Source organism: Providencia sp. 6390 (assembly GCF_058148425.1).
Genome location: NZ_JBYVYL010000007.1, coordinates 187640 through 208710 on the forward strand (window position 1 = coordinate 187640; position 21071 = coordinate 208710).

General features: G+C 43.3%; 15 protein-coding genes and 1 riboswitch. Of the genes, 3 read left to right on the top strand and 12 right to left on the bottom strand.

The genetic code is table 11. From position 1 onward, the window contains the following. Window positions 1-56: 56 nt before the first annotated feature. From apaH to lptD, 6 genes are all read right to left on the bottom strand, one after another. Window positions 57-884, bottom strand: a complete 828-nt coding sequence (gene apaH / locus AC3Z9T_RS15590; RefSeq protein ID WP_490127012.1) for a bis(5'-nucleosyl)-tetraphosphatase (symmetrical) ApaH — start codon at window positions 882-884, stop codon at window positions 57-59. Between the two features lie 2 nt (window positions 885-886). Further along, window positions 887-1264 carry a Co2+/Mg2+ efflux protein ApaG gene (gene apaG, locus AC3Z9T_RS15595; RefSeq protein WP_490127013.1) on the bottom strand — a complete coding sequence of 126 codons (378 nt, stop codon included), beginning with the start codon at window positions 1262-1264 and terminating at the stop codon, window positions 887-889. Window positions 1265-1283: 19 nt separating this feature from the next. Then, complete coding sequence (gene rsmA, locus AC3Z9T_RS15600; RefSeq protein ID WP_490127014.1) at window positions 1284-2093, bottom strand: 16S rRNA (adenine(1518)-N(6)/adenine(1519)-N(6))-dimethyltransferase RsmA; 810 nt, start codon at window positions 2091-2093, stop codon at window positions 1284-1286. Beyond that, window positions 2090-3085, bottom strand: a complete 996-nt coding sequence (pdxA, locus tag AC3Z9T_RS15605) for a 4-hydroxythreonine-4-phosphate dehydrogenase PdxA (RefSeq protein ID WP_490127015.1) — start codon at window positions 3083-3085, stop codon at window positions 2090-2092. Before pdxA ends, rsmA begins: the two co-directional genes overlap by 4 nt. After that, window positions 3066-4385 carry a peptidylprolyl isomerase SurA gene (gene surA / locus AC3Z9T_RS15610; RefSeq protein ID WP_490127016.1) on the bottom strand — a complete coding sequence of 440 codons (1320 nt, stop codon included), beginning with the start codon at window positions 4383-4385 and terminating at the stop codon, window positions 3066-3068. The genes pdxA and surA overlap by 20 nt, the downstream gene beginning before the upstream one ends. 113 nt (window positions 4386-4498) lie before the next feature. Further along, complete coding sequence (gene lptD / locus AC3Z9T_RS15615) at window positions 4499-6865, bottom strand: LPS assembly protein LptD (RefSeq protein ID WP_490127092.1); 2367 nt, start codon at window positions 6863-6865, stop codon at window positions 4499-4501. A gap of 180 nt (window positions 6866-7045) precedes the next feature. Between lptD and djlA the strand changes: the two genes are divergently transcribed. Beyond that, window positions 7046-7861 carry a co-chaperone DjlA gene (djlA, locus tag AC3Z9T_RS15620; RefSeq protein ID WP_490127017.1) on the top strand — a complete coding sequence of 272 codons (816 nt, stop codon included), beginning with the start codon at window positions 7046-7048 and terminating at the stop codon, window positions 7859-7861. Between the two features lie 402 nt (window positions 7862-8263). Here djlA and rluA read toward each other — a convergent pair whose 3' ends face one another. The 6 genes from rluA to thiB form a co-directional block, all read right to left on the bottom strand. Beyond that, on the bottom strand, window positions 8264-8917 hold the full coding sequence (rluA, locus tag AC3Z9T_RS15625; RefSeq protein WP_490127018.1) for a bifunctional tRNA pseudouridine(32) synthase/23S rRNA pseudouridine(746) synthase RluA: 654 nt from the start codon (window positions 8915-8917) through the stop codon (window positions 8264-8266). 84 nt (window positions 8918-9001) lie between these two features. After that, window positions 9002-11908: an RNA polymerase-associated protein RapA gene (gene rapA / locus AC3Z9T_RS15630; protein WP_490127019.1), complete on the bottom strand. Its 2907-nt coding sequence runs from the start codon at window positions 11906-11908 to the stop codon at window positions 9002-9004. Window positions 11909-12303: 395 nt separating this feature from the next. Continuing rightward, window positions 12304-14655 carry a DNA polymerase II gene (locus AC3Z9T_RS15635; protein WP_490127020.1) on the bottom strand — a complete coding sequence of 784 codons (2352 nt, stop codon included), beginning with the start codon at window positions 14653-14655 and terminating at the stop codon, window positions 12304-12306. Window positions 14656-14707: 52 nt separating this feature from the next. Continuing rightward, window positions 14708-15415: a thiamine ABC transporter ATP-binding protein ThiQ gene (thiQ, locus tag AC3Z9T_RS15640; RefSeq protein ID WP_490127021.1), complete on the bottom strand. Its 708-nt coding sequence runs from the start codon at window positions 15413-15415 to the stop codon at window positions 14708-14710. Continuing rightward, complete coding sequence (gene thiP, locus AC3Z9T_RS15645) at window positions 15408-17012, bottom strand: thiamine/thiamine pyrophosphate ABC transporter permease ThiP (protein ID WP_490127022.1); 1605 nt, start codon at window positions 17010-17012, stop codon at window positions 15408-15410. Before thiP ends, thiQ begins: the two co-directional genes overlap by 8 nt. Further along, window positions 16988-17992, bottom strand: coding sequence for a thiamine ABC transporter substrate binding subunit (gene thiB, locus AC3Z9T_RS15650; protein WP_490127023.1), 1005 nt, complete (start codon window positions 17990-17992; stop codon window positions 16988-16990). Before thiB ends, thiP begins: the two co-directional genes overlap by 25 nt. Window positions 17993-18052: 60 nt before the next feature. Next, window positions 18053-18150, bottom strand: a riboswitch (TPP riboswitch). A gap of 113 nt (window positions 18151-18263) precedes the next feature. On the opposite strand from thiB, the gene rppH reads away from it, so the two are divergent. Both rppH and ptsP read left to right on the top strand, forming a co-directional pair. After that, window positions 18264-18797 (top strand): RNA pyrophosphohydrolase, encoded by a 534-nt coding sequence (gene rppH / locus AC3Z9T_RS15655; RefSeq protein ID WP_490127024.1) that lies wholly within the window; start codon window positions 18264-18266, stop codon window positions 18795-18797. A 4-nt stretch (window positions 18798-18801) separates the two neighbouring features. Continuing rightward, window positions 18802-21048 carry a phosphoenolpyruvate--protein phosphotransferase gene (gene ptsP / locus AC3Z9T_RS15660; RefSeq protein WP_490127025.1) on the top strand — a complete coding sequence of 749 codons (2247 nt, stop codon included), beginning with the start codon at window positions 18802-18804 and terminating at the stop codon, window positions 21046-21048. Window positions 21049-21071 lie beyond the last annotated feature (23 nt).

The following is a 21071-nucleotide window of genomic DNA, read 5'->3' on the forward strand; positions in this document are numbered from 1 at the left end:
CCTTTAAATAAAAAAACGTTTTAATATAGGTTCATTGGCCTAAAAAAAAACATAAATTAATCTTTATGGCGTTTTTGTAGTGATTTCTGGTGATAATACTGCTTAGATTCCCAATGAAATAAGGTTAGGTTTCCACCCCAGCAACAACCCGTATCTAACCCATACACATTTTCAGGTGTATGCTTCCCTTCTAGTGAAGCCCAGTGGCCAAAAAATATAGCATAACCATCAGGTAATTGATTGGGTAAAGCAAACCAAGGCTTTAATGGTGAAGGTGCTTTTGCTGGGCTTTCTTTGCAAATCATATCGAGCTGTCCATGAGGAAAGCAATAACGCATACGGGTTAATGCATTGGTGCTAAAGCGCAGCCGTGGTAGCCCCATAAGGCTTTCAGACCAGTTATTTGGCATGTCACCATACATTGAGTCAATAAACAGCGGGTAAGCATCACTGGATAGAACCGACTCCACTTCTCGAGCACACATACGGGCAGTATCAAGATCCCATTGTGGCGTTATCCCTGCATGCGCCATGATGATTTTTTTTTCTTCATCAACTTGTAGCAAAGGTTGTCGACGAAGCCAATTAATCAACTCGTCGGCATCGGGTGCGTTGAGTAATTCATCAAGGTGATCTTTAGGTTTATTACGACTGATTTTGCAGTAAATGCCTAAAAGATGCAGATCGTGGTTACCCAGAACTAAGCGTACGGATGAGCCAAGGCTTTTCACATAGCGAAGCACTTGTAATGATTCAGGGCCGCGGGCAACCAGATCGCCTGTTAGCCATAATGTATCTTTTTCAGGTTCAAAATTAACTTGTTCTAGTAATGCACGTAATTCGCGATAACAACCGTGTACATCACCAATAAGATATGTAGACATAATTAATTAATCAAAGTAGGTAAAGCAAGGCGGAATGCAGGGATATCGACATGAAAGTTTTCCCCACGACCATTTAACATGACGTAGTAGCCTTCCATTGTCCCCATTGGTGTTTCTAAGATGGCACCACTGGTATAGCGGTATACCGCTCCTGGTTGAATAATCGGTTGTTCGCCAACCACACCTTCACCTTGTACTTCAGTTTTATGACCATCACTGTTAGTAATGAGCCAGTAACGGCTCATTAATTGGATGGCATCTCGGCCTAAATTACGAATAGATATGGTATAAGCGAAAACGTATCGTTTTATCTCAGGCTGAGACTGACTGACAATATAGACACTCTGTACTTGGATGCTCACATTGGGTTCATTAAGCATAGTGCCTCCTTTTCAACTATTATTTAGGCAAATTTGCTAAGAAGTTTGCCATTTTACAATAAGCTGCAACGGAAATATTTTCAGCGCGGGTCCCCGGATCAACACCAAGCTCAGTCAATTGCTCAACGCTCAGTAAATCCCCCAAACTATTTCGGATGGTTTTACGGCGTTGATTAAATGCCTGTGTAGTAATACGGCTGAGCATTTTAATATCTTCAAGCTGATAAGGGTTCTCGCGATGAGGAATAAGCCTAACAACGGCTGAATCAACTTTTGGTGGTGGAGCAAAAGCAGTTGGTGGTACTTCAAGGACTGGCACCACTTGGCAATAATATTGTGCCATGACGCTTAAACGACCATAAGCTTTACTGCCTGGACCCGCAACTAAGCGGTTGACGACTTCTTTTTGCAGCATAAAGTTCATATCTGCAATTGAGTTAGTGAACGTAAACAAGTGGAACATTAATGGCGTTGAAATGTTATAAGGTAGGTTGCCAAAAACACGTAATGGTTGACCTGCTTGCTTAGCGAGTTCACCAAAATCCACTGTCATCGCATCTTGCTGGATAATGGTGAGCTTATCTTTCAACTGTGGATGGACATGCAGACGTGCAGCGAGGTCACGGTCGAGCTCGACAACAGTCATTTTATCCATTCTACTACCAACGGGCTCTGTTAGTGCACCAAGACCCGGACCGATCTCTACGATAGCTTGTCCTGGCTGTGGGTGCATTGCATCTACAATACTGTCGATAATAAATTGGTCAGTTAAAAAGTTCTGCCCGAAACGTTTGCGGGCAAGATGCCCTTGGTGGACTCGATTATTCATGAATTCTTATATGTCATTTGGATAGCTAACTTCAATGCGGTCATAAAACTGCCCGCATCAGCATGACCCGTACCTGCCAACTCTAGGGCGGTGCCATGGTCAACAGATGTACGGATGAAAGGTAGACCTAGCGTGATGTTCACGGCTCTACCAAAACCTTGGTATTTTAACACAGGAAGACCCTGATCGTGATACATTGCAAGTACAGCGTCTGCATCTTCTAAATATTTAGGTTGAAATAGGGTGTCAGCCGGCAGTGGCCCGATTAAATTGATCCCTTCAGCACGAAGGCTTTCAAGCGCAGGGATAATGGTGTCTATTTCCTCCATTCCCATGTGCCCACCTTCACCTGCATGTGGATTCAAACCACACACATAGATGTTGGGTGAATTAAGGCCAAACTTAGTCCGTAAATCACGATCTAAGATGGTAATCACTTCACGTAAACTCTGTTGAGTGATCGCAGCTGAAACCTCTTTTAATGGCAAGTGGGTTGTTGCTAATGCGACTCGTAACTCTTCCGTTGCCAACATCATGACTACGCGTTGACAATGGCTTCTATCAGCAAAGAATTCAGTGTGCCCACTGAATGGAACCCCTGCATCATTGATTACACCTTTATGTACAGGGCCTGTCACAAGTGCGGAAAATTCACCGTTTAAACAGCCATCACAAGCTCTTGCTAAGGTTTCAGTCACATACTTGCCATTATCAACGTTTAAAACACCCGCTTTAACAGGAGCGTTTAACGTGATAGGGAGAATAGACAGGCTGCTCGGCTGTTGAGCATCATGTTCGCTATTTGGCGTATAGGTTTTTAATGATAAAGGGAGGTTAAGCTGTTTAGCGCGAGCGAGGAGTAAATCAGGATCAGCACAAGCGACGAGCTCTACTGGCCAAAACTCTTGAGCGAGTTGGATCAGGAGATCTGGACCTACCCCGGCAGGTTCGCCGGGGGTTATCACAATGGGTTTATTGAGATTTATCGTCATTAGATTGGTTATCACGTCCATCGATGACATTCACGTATGCCGCTGCTCGTTGTTCTTGCGTCCAACTCTGTGCTTCTTCGTTGAACTTACGGTTGAACAATAAACGATAAGCCTGATCTTTTTGTGCTGCATCAGTCTTATCAACATTACGCGTGTCTTCTAACTGAATTAAGTGCCAGCCGAAGTTTGAACGAACAGGTTGGCTGATTTCACCTTTATTTAATTTCATCAGCGCGTCACGGAACGCCGGATCATAAACATCTGGCATGTTCCAACCTAGCTCGCCACCTTTGAGGGCGCTACCTGGGTCTTCAGAAATATCTTTTGCCGCATCTTCAAATGAAGTTTTGCCATTACGAATATCTTGTGAAACTTGAACCAACTTTTGTCTTGCTTGGTTATCATCCATAATTGGCGATGATTTCAATAGGATATGGCGGGCTTTCACTTCAGTCACTGAAATGGTTTTATTGGCGCTGTTGATGTCGTTAACACGTAGAATGTGGTAACCAACACCTGAACGGATTGGGCCAACAATGTCACCTTTTTTCGCGCTCTTCAGTTGTTCAGCAAACACAACCGGCAGTTCTTGCAGGCGAGACCAGCCCATATTACCGCCTTTCAACGCTTGTGGATCCGCGGAATAGGCGATAGCCAGTTTGCCGAAGTTTCCGCCTTTTTTCAGCTCATCCATAATTTTTGCCACGATAGCATCTGCTTGTTGTAGCTGCTCTTGTGTTGGATTTTCTGGTAATGGGATAAGAATGTGGCTTAAGTTGACGTTGGCTTCGTAATCAGCTTGGCTGTTGATTTGCTTCGCAAGTGATTCAACTTCTTGTGGTAAAATAGTGACACGACGACGCACTTCGTTATTACGAACTTCTGCAATCAGCATTTCTTTTCGGATTTCGCTACGATATTTCGCCATATCGATGCCATCCGCTTTTAAACGTGCTTGCATTTGCTCATAAGTTAAACCATTTTGACGTCCAATATCCGCAATTGTTGAGTTAACGGCTTCTTCCGGGATATTGATTTGCATTTGGTTCGCCATCTGCAACATGATGTTATCAGTGATTAAACGCTCAAGGATTTGATGACGGAGTGTCTGGTCATCAGGTACTTGTTGGCCTGCGTTGCGTGCATTCATTTTTACCGTGTTCAGCATATTCTGGACGTCACTTTCCAGCACAACCCCGTTATTGACAACAGCAGCAACTTTATCCATTTGCTGTGGTGCAGCCAATGCTGTGGAGCTTGCAAACATCAGTCCCAGAATAAGCGTTTTCCAATTCTTCATAATGGTCCTATTTATTGATTTAGGTTCCGCCCAAGGCAGGTTTAATCGTTCTTTTGTGCTGCTGCTCTTATTTATGGTAGTGAGCTAGCAGCACAAATAATCGTATATATTTATCAGAAAGCACGCTGATAAGGCATAATACCTTGTTTAAGCATTTCCTGACTACCTAAACTATGATTGTTATTTAGGCCTCTAAGTTCCACATTGAATGACCATTTATTGTCATATTCACTGCTGAATTTATCTTTTTCCCAGCCAACAATTTTACGTTCATAGCCAACATTGAATGCCCAACAGCAAGTATTGTATTGTAAACCAACCAATTGGCTGGCGGATTGTTGCTGTTTAGTATCATAGTAGTAAGAGCCAACAAAGCCCCAACGTTCACTTAATGGCCAACTCAATACTGCACCGACTTGTGAAATCCCTTTCTGATATTCTGGCAGGGTATAGGTGTAACCACCTGACTCATCACGACGGAATGTCGCTTGAATATAGTCACGGTCAACAAAACGATAGTTTAACTGTAACAAGCGATCGGCATCAATACGATACTCAGTAACTGCATTCCCCATGGTGACGTTGCCTAAACGGCGGTCATATTGCAGCCCACCACGCACGCCCCATTTATCATTGATGCGCCAAGAAGAGTCTGTTGCCCACAAGAGGGAACCCGTATTACTTTTATCATCAATTTGCAGACTTGAGTTACCTGCACGTGGGCGCTCTAGGTAATAAATTTGCCCTACAGAGAAATTAAAGCGCTCAGTTAAGGTTTCATCATAAATACGCGTTGTCACACCCGTGGTGAATTGGTTTGCCGACGCCACACGGTCAAGGCCGCTGTAGATACGATCGCGGAATAAACCGTTATAGTCAGATTGTAGCAGCGCAGAGTCGTAGTTATTGATGTTGTCCTGATCTTTATAAGGAATATAAAGATACTGAACACGCGGCTCTAATGTTTGAACAAAATCGCTACCTTCAAGTAGGTTACGCTCAAATACCACTTTTGCGTCGCTTTTGAACATTGGTAGAACGCGGGTGACATTTTTTTCTAGATTAGCGTTTGTATTGGATTTAGGGATATCCTGATCATAATGCGTAGCCAACAGTTTGAAACTGTTATTCATATTCGCCCAGCCGTTTGATAGCGGTAGGCTAAGTTCAGGCTCGATATGCAGACGGGTCGCATCAGGATTGTTTTTACCTACGCTAGTAAAGCGAGCCGCTTGCGCATAGGTATGTAAATCAAAGGCCCCTAAATTATTTTTGTAGTAGTTAAAATCTAATTGTGGCTCTGCTTTATAGGCGCGAGCATTCGGATTATCGACAAAAATTTGGAATTGCTTGTGTGTTAAAGTGGCATTCCAGTTTTCAGCGGAATAACCCGTACCGAATTTTTGCGTAGCATAACCATCGGTGGTACTACCGTATTGAGAACTAAAATCGGTAAAGTATTGGCGATCACTAACCTTTGTGTAGTCGACGTTAAAGTTCCAATGTTGATCATAGGTACCTGAATGACGCCAGTAGAACAACCAACGGTCATCACTTTCACGTGCATCACGCTTGTTACGATCTTTATCTTTGATATAAGCACGGTCGTGATTAATAAAATCAAAAGCAAGCGTACCTGTACCTGGAGCGACTAAGTAACGGAATTCGTTATTCAGTTTGACACCACGGTGAGTCATAAACTGCGGCGTGATAGTCGCATCGTAATTTGGGGCGATGTTCCAGTAATAAGGTAGAGAGAACTCTAAACCATCGTTATTTGAGTAGCTTCCGGTAGGAATTAAGAAGCCTGAACGACGCTTGCTACCAATCGGTAGCTGCATGTATGGGCTATAAAATACAGGGACATTACCAAGGCGAAAGCGTGCATGCCAAATTTCAGCTACTTCTTCTTCTCGGTCAATGATCACTTCAGAGCCTGCAACGCTCCAACTGTTGTTGCCCGGTAAGCAGGTAGTAAATGTACCGTTTTCCATAATGGAATAACGGTTCTCACCACGCATTTTCATTTTTTTCGCGTCGCCACGTCCCTGACGACCTACCATCATGTAGTTACCATCATTGACGTCAGTATTTTTATTATTCAAGTTGGACCAAGCAGTAGGGCCTTTAAGAATAATTTGTGGATCATCATAATGTACGTTACCCGTCGCAGTGACCTCTCTGATAGGATCTGCGCTATTAGGGTTGGTCTGCGTCAGTTTTACGTTGTCAGCTGTTAATGTCTGATTGCCTTGTTGAATATCAACGTCACCACTGTACTCAACAAAGTTTGGATATTCACCTTGAACATCTTGAGCAGTGATACTAATCGGCAAATCTTTGGGATCGCCCTTAACCAGCGGTTTATCATAAACCGGGACGCCCAGCATACATTGTGCTGCAAGGTCAGCATGTGCTTGCTGACTATAAATTGCCGCCCATACCATGGTGGCAAGTAGTGTTGGATAACTTTTTTTCATCATTAAATATGCGGTTCCGTCGTAATTGGCATAGCCGGCAACGCTCAAAGACTAACTTAGCCAACCACATTGCGCCAGTATAATGTAAGAAACTTTACGCGCTTGTAGTTATGCACCGAGCAGAATGGGTAGTATGATAATGCAAAATTGCATTCTGAGCATTGAAGAATTGAGGGCTATATGCACTATTGGGGTAAAATTATTGGTGTGGTACTGGCAATTGTCTCTGGTTTGGGCTTTTGGGGCGCACTGATTGGTTTAATTTTGGGGCATGGATTTGATAAGGCATCTGCACAACGTAAGTTTGCAGGTGGGATGAACAAACGTGATCGTCAGGTGATTTTCTTCGCCAGTACGTTCCAAATATTGGGGCATTTAACTAAGTCGAAAGGCCGTGTAACCGAGACTGATATTCAGTTAGCATCCAATTTAATGGATAGAATGCAACTGCATGGTGAAACTCGCAAAGCGGCTCAACGAGCGTTCAGAGAAGGTAAAGCACCTGACTTCCCATTGCGTGATGTACTTAAACAATTACGTATGGCTTGTTATGGTCGTTTTGACCTGATTCAGATGTTTCTGGAAATTCAATTACAGGCAGCATTCGCTGACGGTAATTTACATCCAAACGAAAGAAAAGTTCTGTTTATCATTGCCGAAGAACTAGGAATATCAAAAAACCAATTTGAACAATTCTTAGATATGATCCAAGGTGGTCGTCAATTCGGACAAGGTTATTCTCAGCAGCAATCAGGCGGTTACTACCAACAATCAAGTGGGCCTACCCTTGAAGATGCCTGCAAAGTGCTCGGTGTTTCAATCAATGATGAGCCAACTAAAATTAAACGTGCATATCGCAAACTCATGAGCGAACACCATCCCGATAAGCTGATTGCTAAAGGGCTACCACCAGAAATGATGGAAATAGCGAAGCAAAAGGCTCAATCAATACAAGCAGCTTATGATTTGATTAAGAAAGAGCGCGGCTTCAAATAGCTTTCCTCGTCATATTTCGCACCACCGCTTTGTTGTCTTCTTTCACGGACCCTAGTCACGTACTTTTGTACGCTCCTAGGGATCCGCTCAATTTGACGCCTCGCGGTAGCACGAACTATTTAGAGGAAACTCGAGTGTGTGTTTGAATGAAAAATAAAAAAAAAACATAAGGTTATCGAAAGGCTACGATATGAATTATTTAGAAGGCATTCGAGTCTATGAGGAAACTCTAGTGTGTATTTGAATAACCAAAATAAAAAACAAAAAATATAAGGTTATCGAAAGGCTACTATATAAATTCTTTAGAAGGTATGCGAGCCTGTGATTGTGCAAAAAGCAAGAAATGAAACTTGGCCGTAGCATTGTTGGTGCTACGGTTGGTTGTTTGATTCAATTGCCTGATTAAAAATCAGGCTGGCAGCTAAAATGCATAGGGGTGCCGTAGGCAGGGTGAGTAATATAGAGCTCTTGTGCGTGCAACTGTAAGCGCGGAGCGAGCGCGAGCGCTTGCTCGTGAGCGTAAAAGCGATCGCCCAATATTGGATGGCCTATGGCTAACATATGCACGCGTAGTTGATGCGAGCGCCCTGTGATAGGGGAAAGTTTAACGCGGGTGGCTTGTTCTTCATATTCCAAAACCAGATATTCTGTTTGTGCTGATTTACCTGTTTCAAAACAAACCTTCTGTTTTGGTCGATTAGGCCAGTCACAGATCAGCGGTAAATCAACCAACCCTTCTTGTTTTTCTAAATGACCCCAGACGCGGGCAATATAATGCTTTTTAGGCTCTCTATCGCGAAACTGACGCTTTAGCTCACGTTCTGCAGGCTTGTTTAATGCCACTACCATCACACCGCTGGTTGCCATATCTAAACGATGCACAGATTCAGCATTTGGGTGATCGCGTTGTATGCGACTCATAATACTATCATTGTGCTCAGGTGCTTTACCGGGAACAGACAGTAACCCACTCGGTTTATTGACCGCAATGATGTGTTCGTCTTGATATAGAACGTGCAGCCAAGGGTCAGTGGGGGGATGGTAGGGTTCCATCATGAGAAATAGCGCTCCTGAAAAATAAATTCTCCCTCAAATGAGGGAGAAATAAACAACAATTTTAAGCGAATTAAAACAGTTTGACTATTGATGAGTAACAACGACAAGGCGAATGGCATCAAGTCGCCATGTTGCTTGCTCAATATTGGTAAGCAATTGCTTGCGCTCTTCCTCGATCACATCCAGCTCTTCATCACGGATATTTGGGTTAACCGCTTTAAGGGCTTCTAATCGCGATAATTCTAGAGAGAGAGCCTTATCTGCCGCTTCTTTGGCATTGGCAATCAGAACTTCAGCTTCTTTCTGTACCATTGGCTCAGATAGTTTCAGTACTGAGTGAACTTCGTTTTGTACTGCGTTCACGAGTTTGCTGGCCATGTGACGGTTGATGGCATTTAGCTGACGATTAAAGCTTTCAAACTCAACTTGTGAGGATAGGTTATTACCTTTTAAATCAATAAGTAAACGAATTGGTGTCGCAGGTAAGAAACGGCTAATTTGCAGGTTCTTAGGTGCTTGTGCTTCGAGTACATAAACCAATTCTGTTAGTAAGGTGCCAACAGGTAGTGCTTTGTTTTTCAATAAGGAAACAGCACAGCTCCCTGTATCACCGGATAACACTAAATCTAAGCCATTACGGATGATTGGGTGTTCCCAGCTGATGAATTGTGTGTCCTCACGCGATAACGCCTGCTCACGATCGAATGTGATGGTGCAACCATCCTGTGGTAGGCCTGGGAAGTCAGGTACTAACATATGATCAGATGGCGTTAATATAAGCAGGTTATCGCTCTTATCTTCTTGATTGATGCCAACAATATCAAACAAATTGAGGGCGAAATTGACCAGCTCAGTGTCATTGTCCTCAGCGCCGATTGTTTCTGCCAATTGAACACCTGACTCACCACCATTAGAGTGCATTTCAAGTAGGCGGTCGCGGCCTTGTTCAAGCTGAGATTTCAAGGCTTCATGCTCTTCACGACAGCTTTTCAAAAACTCTTCAAAACCATCGGTAACCGTTGGCTCAGCCATATATTGCAGAAGCTGTTGGTAATATTTGTCGTAAATAGTGCGGCCGGTTGGGCAGGTGTGCTCAAAAGCATCTAAGCCTTCGTGGTACCAACGCAATAGCACCGCTTGTGCCGTATTTTCTAAGTAAGGAACGCTCAATACGATATCACGTGTCTGACCGATACGATCGAGTCGACCAATTCGTTGCTCTAACAGGTCTGGGTTGAACGGTAAATCGAACATTACCAGCTGATTTGCAAACTGGAAGTTACGACCTTCAGAGCCAATTTCAGAGCATAGTAGCACTTGCGCACCATCTTCTTGAGATGCGAAGTAGGCGGCTGCGCGGTCACGCTCTAGCAGTGATAAACCTTCGTGGAACACGGCTGCGCGGATCCCTTCACGCTCACGCAAAACTTGCTCTAGTTGTAGCGCGGTCGCAGCTTTTGCGCAGATTACCAACACTTTTTCATGGCGATTTGCCATTAAGTAGCCCATCAGCCACTCAACGCGAGGGTCGAAGTTCCACCAAGTGGCGTTTTCGCCTTCAAACTCTTGGTAGATTTGTTCTGGATAGAGTAGCTCTTTAGCGCGCGTTTCGAGATCTTTTTTGGTACCCATAATACCAGCGACTTTAATTGCCGTTTGGTATTGAGTAGGCAAAGGCATTTTCAGTGAATGCAATTCACGGTGTGGGAAGCCTTTAACACCATTACGCGTATTTCTAAACAATAGGCGACTAGTGCCGTGTCTATCCATTAGCATACTAATCAGTTCTTGACGTGCCGCAGTACCATCTTCGCTTTCAACGTTTGCTGCTTTCAGCAACGGCTCAATATCTTGCTCTTTAATCAAATCATTGAGCAGGTTTTGTTGGTCATTAGTGAGTTTGTCACCCGATAACAGCAGTGATACAGCATCAGCAACAGGGCGATAATTTGATTGCTCATCAAGAAATTCTTGATAATCGTGAAAACGATTAGGATCAAGCAGGCGTAAACGGGCAAAGTGGCTCTCCTGACCAAGTTGCTCAGGTGTTGCCGTTAACAATAAAACAGAAGGCACGCTTTCAGCTAAGGTTTCAATAACTTGATACTCACGGCTAGGTGCAGCTTCGCTCCATTGCAAGTGGTGAGCTTCATCGACAACCATCATATCCCAACCCGCTTCAACGAGTTGGTCAAAACGTTGTTTGTTACGGCGAACGAAATCTAAAGAGCACAGAACCAACTGTTCAGTTTCAAATGGGTTGTCGCTGTCATGTTGTGCTTCGCTGTATCGGCTATCATCAAACAGTGAAAAGCGCAGATTAAAGCGGCGTAACATTTCAACTAACCACTGATGCTGTAAGCTTTCAGGAACAATAACTAATACGCGCTCTGCACGACCTGCCATCAATTGTTGATGGATAATCATACCCGCTTCGATGGTTTTCCCTAAACCGACCTCATCAGCCAGCAACACTCGTGGGTGATGGCGTTTGCCGACTTCGTTAGCAATGTGCAATTGATGAGGAATTAAACTGGCACGAATGCCACGTAACCCTGTAGCCTGATGTTTGACTTGTTCGCTTTGGAATTTACGTGCGCGATAACGCAGTGCAAAGCGATCCATACGGTCAATTTGACCAGCAAATAAGCGATCTTGCGGCTTATTAAATGTCAGTTTACTATCGAGAAAAACTTCTCTCAGATTCACATCCTGCTCTTGCGTATCGAGGCGTGTACCACAATAAGTGAGCAGGCCGTCATCCTCATTAACGCTTTCGACTTGTAGTTGCCAACCTTCATGGCTTGTAATGGTATCACCTTCATTGAACATCACACGGGTGATGGGGGCATCATTACGTGAGTAAAGTCGGTTTTCACCACTGGCGGGAAAAAGTAAAGTCACCATTCTGGCATCAATAGCCACAACGGCGCCTAATCCGAGTTCGCTTTCTGTATCGCTGATCCAGCGCTGACCAAGAGTAAATGGCATAGGTTTAACTCAGTTCCATAATTTTGATAGTTTATTTTTAGACTGTTGCAGGCAAATCACTTCATTGCCTTCACCCTGTGTTAGAAAATAAGAGTGTTAATTTTTGTCGTTGCCGGAGTGACAACGATCACTAAATACCCCGTAGGTTTTGTGCAGTAAAAGAAGTACGGGATACCAAAGGGGCGATATATTAATTCAAGCGAGGCTTATCGTCACCTGTTAAAAAAACATCAATGCATAAGGAATTCTATTATTTTGGTAGGATCACCTAATGCGTTGTTTTCTCTGATCCCAACAACTGATAGTTCCCATCAATATTCGCCACAAGACAGAACTAATAACTCACCATTATAGCAAAAAATTGCATAAAATTTAAGCCTAATTGATCTTCATTATCAAAACAACAAAGTGATCTGCCCAGTTAACAGCGTATCAAAATCCTCTTGTAAAAAAGGTAATATAGCATCAGCAATCGGCTTTATTTGTTTCAAAATATAATGTTCATAGTCAGGCGTTGAGGTGACAATTTCCAGTGGTTCAGGCCCTGCGAGCGTAATGATATAGCTGATCCAGCCGCCATTTTGATACTGCTGTGGGCGCTGTTGCTTTAAATTATATTCATCAGCTTGGCGAGCGGCTCTCACATGAGGGGGAACGTTACGTTGATAGTCAGATAATTTGCGCCGCAAGCGTTTACGATACACAAGGCGATCGTCATACTCACCGTTACGAATAGATTGCACATATTCACGAATAAACTCACGATAAGGTTGGCGATGAAAAATTCGCGTGTACAGCTCTTTTTGAAAGTATTGGGCGAGAGGGGTCCAATCCGAGCGGATAGTTTCTAAGCCACGAAATACCATGTTTTCACCACTGAGCCCTGCATAACGTTTTTTACTGCCAGATTCTGAACCACGGATCGTAGGCATTAAAAAGCGCCGATAATGAGTTTCGAATTCGAGTTCTAACACACCTTCTAATTGCCATTCATTGCGTAAATGTTCTTTCCACCAGTTATTTACATAGTCACGTAGTTCAAAGCCAATTTTTTGTGCTTGCTCCTCACTATGAGCTTCTTTTAGCCACACAAATGTTGAATCAGTATCGCCATAAATCACTTGATAGCCTTGAGACTCAATCAGCTCCTTAGTGATTTTCATGATTTCATGCCCACGCATGGTAATGGAAGCGGTAAGGCGAGGATCGAAGAAACGGCATCCTTCGGCGCCTAATACACCAGCAAAGGCATTCATAATGATTTTTAATGCTTGGGAGAGTGGTGCATTATGCTCTTTTTTGGCTTTATCACGACCTTGCCAAATATGGCTGACAATATCAGGCAAACAATGCACCGTTCGTGAAAACCATGCATGGCGAAAACCTGAAACAGAGTGCTGCCTTTCAGGATGTGCGAGTCCTTCAATCATACCTGCGGGATCAATCAAAAACGTGCGAATAATTGAGGGATACAAGCTTTTATAGTCAAGTACCAATACTGAGTCATACAGGCCGGGTCGTGAATCCATCACAAAGCCACCGGGGTTATGTTGTAGTTTCTGCTCTGTAAGATTGGGAGCAACAAACCCAAGACGATGTAACCGAGGGATATATAAATGTGAAAAGGCAGCAACTGAGCCACCCATACGATCGACAACCAGCCCCGTAACGGTAGATCGTTCTTGCAAGAAGGCCATTAAGTCCGTTTTTTCAAAAATACGATGGACTAAAATACAGTCCTGAATATTGTAATGAGCAAGTGCTGGCTTATCGTGTTGAAAACGACGATTGATTTCATCCATGCGATCATAAGGGCTATCAATGGCTTTTCCTTCACCTAATAATGTTTGAGCAACAGATTCAAGGCTAAAAGAAGGAAAATTCCATGTTGCGGCTTTTAAAGCATCGATACCATCAATAATCAAACGGCCTTCCGCTGATGCGAAAAATACCCCTTGTTTGAAACCATGTTCACGCCATTCTAATTTTTTACCTTGGCGACCAAATAGCAGTGGGATGCCATAACGCTCAGCATGTTTCTGTAGGACATTTAAATCAAACTGGATCAGGTTCCACCCAATAATGGCATCAGGATCATATTGCTGCATCCATCCATTAAGCTTGTCAATTAATTGTGGGCGACTATTAACATAAACTAATCGATGCCCATTGTTGAGTGCAGGACCTTGCTCTGGCCCTAACATAAACACGACATCATCACCACAGCCTGATAAGCCAATTGAATACAGCTCGCCATGTTGGCTGGTTTCGATATCTAAAGAGACTGCTTTAATGGTAGGACGATAATTTTCACAGGGTTTGAGTTTATATTCACCCCGCTGATTACGTGAAAACCAAACGGGGGCGGTAATAAAGCGCTCCATAAGATAACGTTCACAAGGGCGAATGTCGGTTTCAAGCAGTGAAATACCAAGTTCTAGGCAATTTTTATCTAAATTTTGTATCTGACGATATTGGGCGCTATAGATAGCGTAAACTTTTTCACGTTGAAAATCGGTCAGTTCAACAGGTCGGTAAGTGATATTGGTTTGCCCATCGAGTAAGTGTTTTATTTTTGGCAATGATGATTGAGGCAGAAACGCAACGGCTTGTTGATAGGGAACCGTCACTTTACGCGGGCCATTATCGGTGATCAACCAATAACTCACCTCAACGCCTTGGCGAGTATCTTTCCAATGGCGACTAATAATGAAGCCTTTTTCAGCAGGAGACATAAATTGAGGCATAGCTGGCTCGCATACAAAATCAACGAACCTACTATACGACAATGGTGGGTATTTATACAGTATTTTTTGTGATACCAAGTAACTCAGAGGCGGAACTTTTCCCTTGTAATAAGCCCTCAGTGCTACCATCATAGGCAATAATACCATTGGCAATCACGAGTGTTCTAGGGGCTATCTGTAAGGCATCTTCAACATTATGAGAGACCATCACTAAGGTGATACTTTTTGCTTGGCAAATCTCATCAAGCAACAACAGCATTTCGTTACGCAGAGCAGGGTCTAAGGCAGAAAAGGGTTCATCAAGCAGTAAAATCGGCTGCTGGCGGATCAGGCAACGTGCCAAAGCCGCTCGTTGTCGTTGCCCACCAGAGAGCTGAGCAGGGAGCCTATCAAGGAACTCATAAAGGCTAACTTGAGCAGCAATTAATTCAACTTGTTGTATTTGTGGTGGACTTAATCGTAAACCTGGATGTAGGCCTAAACCAATATTCTGTCTCACTGTTAAATGAGAGAATAGATTGTTTTCCTGAAATAACATCGAAACAGGGCGTTTTGCCGGAGGGGTAAAGGTGTGATCGGTGCCATTCAAATAAATTGTGCCACTTTTGGCAAATTGGAACCCGCTAATTAAGCTCAGTAAAGTGCTTTTTCCTGCTCCACTTGGCCCCATAACAGCAACTCGTTCACCTGCTTGGATAGCAAAATCAAACTGCATGTTTAGGTTGTCATACTGGTAATTTAGTTTAGTTAATTTAATCACGCTGTTTCCCTGATATGCGCTCAAGTAGGCTGAATAAGCCAAAACACAACAAAAGAAGCACCATCGCCGTGACGGCACCATCATTGGTACGATAAGCCCCAATTTGCTGATACAGGTAATAAGGTAGGGTGCGGAAGTCATCATTACCAAATAAAGCGACCACGCCAAAATCACCAATTGAAATTACACAAGCAAAAGCAAGGGCTTGGGCTAATGGTTTTTTTAATGCTTTTAACTCAATGATCCACAGTCGATTGAATCCACTGATAGCTAATGAATGGCATAGTGGATTATAACGCTCTGCCAGATCACGCATTGGGTTTTCGAGCACTTTTAATGCATAAGGGATAGCGAGTAATGCGTTGGTCATGATCACTAATGCATAAGGGGATTCAGGAATGCCTATTGTTTCATTGAATAGAATAAAAAAACCTGTCGCAAGAACAATGCCAGGCATGGCTAAAATGATCAATCCGCTCAATTCCATCGCCTGTCCAAGTTTGATAGCGCGACGCAAGCGTAATTCACGGCTACTCCATAGCAGCATCACTGTTAACAATACACATAATGTACCTGCACAAATAGCAATAAATAGAGAGGTTGAAGCGGCTTGCCACAGTGCTGATTGACTTAGTACTTCAAATAGTCGCCCATTTAAGCCATCTAAAACAATCGCCAGTAGAGGTGGAATTAATAGCAATATTGCTGCTGTGATAATGATGGTATCGCGAATACGACGAAAATAGTTATCAGCAGGATCATACCAATAATTATTTTGGCTGTGGCCAATTGAAAATAAGCTATTTATTTTTTGACTAAAGAACATTAAACCGATGCAGAAAAATAGTTGGATCAAGGCCAAAATGGCGGCTCTGCCAAGATCAAAATCATAACTGAGTGCCTGATAAATAGCTAATTCTATTGTGGTTGCCGCGGGCCCTCCCCCTAAAGCCAATACTGTCGCAAAGCTTGCAAAACATAGCATAAAAATCAGTGATGCTGTGGGTAGCATTTGCCGACGTAAATAAGGCCACTCTAAAATGCGAAATTGTTGCCACTCGTTAAGCCCTAATTGAGCAGCAATTTGTCGTTGCTCAATGGAAATATTCTCAAGCGACTGTAAGAGCATACGTGTTGCTAATGGCATATTAAAAAATATGTGAGCAAGTAATATGCCTTTGAGGCCATAGGGAGTAAATTGATATTCAAACCCAATCAAATGATAGAGTTGAGCCAGCCAGCCCGTTTTACCATAAACAGATAAAATACCAAATACTGCAACTAAAACGGGCAACACTAATGTCATGGCACAAAGACGTAACAACAGTGTTCGCCCGATGAAGCGCCGGCGGAATAGTGCGCGAGCCAATAAAATTGCGGGAAAAACTGAAAATATAGCAGATAAAAAAGCCTGCCAAAATGTAAAGCCAATGACATGCCATAAGTAGCTATCGTTGAAAATATCACCGATGGCTATTTCGGGTGAAAAAATACACAATGCGCCGAAAGCGAGCAATGCAACTGTGATTAACAAACCAGAGGCCAGTGCCCCTGGGATCAGCGATTTATTCATTAGCGAGTGACAGCTGACTGCCATAAACGAACCCATTCTTGACGGTATTTCGCAACTTCTTGTGCACTAAATTGTAATGATTTTTTCGGCATCGGTAGTGAGTTATATACCTCTGGGAGGGGGATATCGATCACTGGATACATCCAGTTGGTCGTCGGTAATGTACTTTGGAAATCAGGGGTTAACATAAACTGTAAGAACTGTTTGGCGAGCTCAGGTTGGGCGCTGTTTTTGAGCCGTGCGGCAACTTCTACTTGCATATAATGCCCTTCCTCAAACAAAGCGGCAGCATAGTTGTCTTTGTGATCGTTTAACATTTGATAGCCCGGTGATGAGGTATAGCTAAGAACAAAATCACCTTCGCCTTTTAAAAATAGCCCATACGCTTCGCTCCAACCTTTAGTGACAGTTAACGTTTTGTTGGCCATTTTTTTCCATGCATCTACAGATTGATCACCATAGAGTTTTTCAATCCACAATAGCAGGCCTAACCCGGGGGTACTGGTTCTTGGGTCTTGGTAAATAATTTTCCACGGCTGATTGCTATTTAATAGCTCATTCATACTTTTTGGTGGGTTAGGGATCTTGTTTGTGTCGTAGATAAAAGCAAAATAGCCATAATCATAAGGAATAAACGTTGAACTATTCCATTCGATAGGTAATTTCAGCGCTTGTGTGTTGATATCGGCAGCGGCAAACAAACCCGTACTTTCCGCTGAATCAATCAGGTTATTATCAAGACCAAGTACGATATCAGCTTTGCTTTTTTTTCCTTCCATACGAAGACGATTGAGCAAGGCAACGCCATCGCCAAGTGATACAAGTTTTAGTTCACAGTTACATTGTGCTTCGAAATTCTTTTTTATTTGTGGTCCGGGACCCCATTCAGCTGCAAAAGAGTCATAAGTGTAAACAGTCAGAGTGGGTTTTTCGGCCCAAGCGAGATGTGTAAAGCTAACGGTTGTTAATGTAATTAATGCGCCAAAGAGTGATTTTTTTAACATTTTTGTTCCTGCGTGAGAGTAAAAGCTACACAGGATTTGAGAGGGAACCATGGCGTTAAACGCTGACGGTAGCTCAAATCCCTACGCCGGTATTGCCCGGATCAGGTTCTACGGGTTAATTCTCAGCCTATATAATTTTGGCACCCCGTTGAGACAGTCGCTATTGTAGTGCCTTTGTGCATATCTGCAAACTCTATTGATATAGGTTTACCAGTTAGGGTATGTGTGAAACAATTAGCCATCTTTCAAATTTGGTTATTGAGGTAGTCTGGTGATCGATGATGATGGCTACCGCCCGAATGTAGGAATTGTAATTTGTAATCGGCAAGGGCAAGTTTTATGGGCCCGCCGCTATGGTCAACATTCATGGCAGTTTCCACAGGGGGGGATTAACCCCGGTGAATCGCCAGAACAGGCTATGTACCGTGAGTTGTACGAGGAAGTGGGCCTACAGCGTAAAGATGTTAGGTTGTTAGCTTCAACGCGCAATTGGCTGCGTTACAAATTACCCAAGCGTTTGGTGCGTTGGGATACAAAACCTGTTTGTATCGGGCAGAAACAGCGTTGGTTTTTACTACAACTGCAATGTAATGAAGCCGATATAAATGTTCAGCGCAGTAAATCGCCAGAATTTGATGGCTGGCGATGGGTGAGTTATTGGTACCCTGTTAGGCAAGTGGTTTCTTTCAAGCGTGAGGTCTATCGCCGCGTGATGAAGGAATTCGCACCTGTTGTGATGCCTCTACAGGAACAAAAACCAGCACAAAGACCTGCGTTTAATCATCGTAGGCGCGGAGCAAGGTAAGATCATGTTGACGCGTCTACGTGAAATTGTTGAAAAAGTCGCCATGGCGACAAGTTTAACTGAAGCGTTAGAGGTTTTGGTAAACGAAACCTGTAATGCTATGCAGACTGATGTTTGCTCTATTTACTTAGCTGACCATTCACGTCAATGTTACTACTTAATGGCAACCCGCGGGTTGAAAAAACCTAGCGGGATCGCTATTCGCCTTGGATTTGATGAAGGTGTTGTTGGCGCTGTCGGCCGTCAATCTGAAATGCTCAATCTTGCTGATATTCGCGAGCACCCTGAATTTAAATATCTCCCTCAACTCAAAGAAGAGCGTCTAAAAGCTTTTCTTGGTGTGCCTATCGTTTACCGACGTCAACTGCTGGGTGTATTGGTTGTTCAGCAACACGAACGACGTTTCTTCAGTGAAACTGAAGAGTCGTTTATGGTGACCTTGTCCATGCAATTGGCGGTCATATTGTCTCAGGCACAAGCTAAAGGGGTATTCGGGCAATATCGCCAGAGCCGCCTGAAAGCACTCCCTGTTTCTCAAGGCATTGTGATGGCTTATGGCTGGCAAGATAGCTCACAGCCTTCCTTAGAGAGTATTTGTGAAGCGACGGCACTCAATCAAAATATCGAAAAGCAACGGCTTATCACTGCGATTGAAAATGCTGCCTCAGAATGTCGACGCCTGAGCAAGCGCTTTATTGCCAACTCGCAAAAAGAAAGCGCAGCAATTTTCGATCTCTATAACCATTTACTTCATGATCCACAATTAAAAAAACGTTTATTTGACGCTATTGAGCAAGGCTCAGTGGCTGAATGGGCAGTTAAAACAGTTATTGAGGATTATGTCGAACAATTTTCTCGTTTGCGCGATCTGTATCTGAGAGAAAGAGGGGCCGATCTCCGAGCTTTGGGGCAACGTTTATTATTTCATTTAGATGATAGTTTGACGTCAGTTGATCAATGGCCTGAAAGTTTTATTTTAGTTGCCGATGAGTTAAGTGCTAGCGTGTTGGCAGACATGCCACTTGAACAACTTGTTGGGGTGATTGTACGTGATGGTGCGACACATTCACATTCGGCTATTTTGATTCGAGCAATGGGGATCCCTGCGATTATGGGAGCGGATATTGACCCCTCATTGCTTCACAACCGTTTTCTGATCCTAGACGGCTATCGTGGTGAAGTTTTCATTGAGCCTGAAAATATTATCGTCCAAGAATACAAGCAAATCATTGCTGAGGAGAATGTTCTCAGTCAGTTAGCTGAAGGGGCGCTCGAGCAAGACGCGACATTAAAAAATGGTGAGTCGGTTCATATTCACCTTAACGCAGGGTTAAGTCCTCGTTATGAGCAACAAATCAATGTGGCTGTAGATGGTGTGGGACTCTATCGTACAGAGTTGCCTTTTATGTTACATAATGGCTTTCCATCAGAAGATGAACAAAAACAACTATACCAAGAAGTGTTGCAGTTATTTACTGATAAACCTGTGGTGCTTAGAACATTAGACATCGGTGCTGATAAACAACTGCCTTATATGCCTATCAGTGAAGAAAACCCATGTTTAGGTTGGCGTGGGATCCGTGTGATGTTAGATCAACCTGAAATTTTCTTGATCCAACTTAGAGCAATGTTGCACGCAAATATTGAGACACAAAATCTACGCATATTGTTACCGATGATCACTAGTATCAATGAGGTGGATGAAGCGCTTAGATTAATTAAGCGAGCCAATGATGAAGTCTGTTTGGCGACAGGGCAAACGCTATTAATGCCAAAAATAGGGGTGATGTTTGAAGTTCCCTCTTTATTGTTTCTCCTTCCAGAGTTAAAAAAACGTATAGATTTTATTTCAATTGGCACAAACGATTTAACTCAATATCTGCTGGCGGTTGATCGTAATAATACCCATGTTGCTGCTATTTACGATAATTTACACCCATCGATGCTGCGATTTTTGGCTAAAGTTAATGAAGAGTGCCGTCGCCTGGATTTGGCGGTTAGTGTATGTGGCGAAATGGCAGGACAACCTCTTGGGGTGATGGCGCTGATTGCGCTTGGCTACCGCTCTTTAAGCATGAGTGGGAGAAGTGTTCCTAGAGTGAAATACCTTATTCGTGGCCTTCATGCAGGTAAAGTTGAAAAGCTGCTTCCTGAAATTTTAGCAGCAGAAACGAGTGATAACATTCGGCAAATAATTAGTCTATTTATGGAAAAAAATGGGCTTGGTGGTTTTGTTCGTGGTGGGATCTAATCTGTCTTACTTTCCCTTCGCAT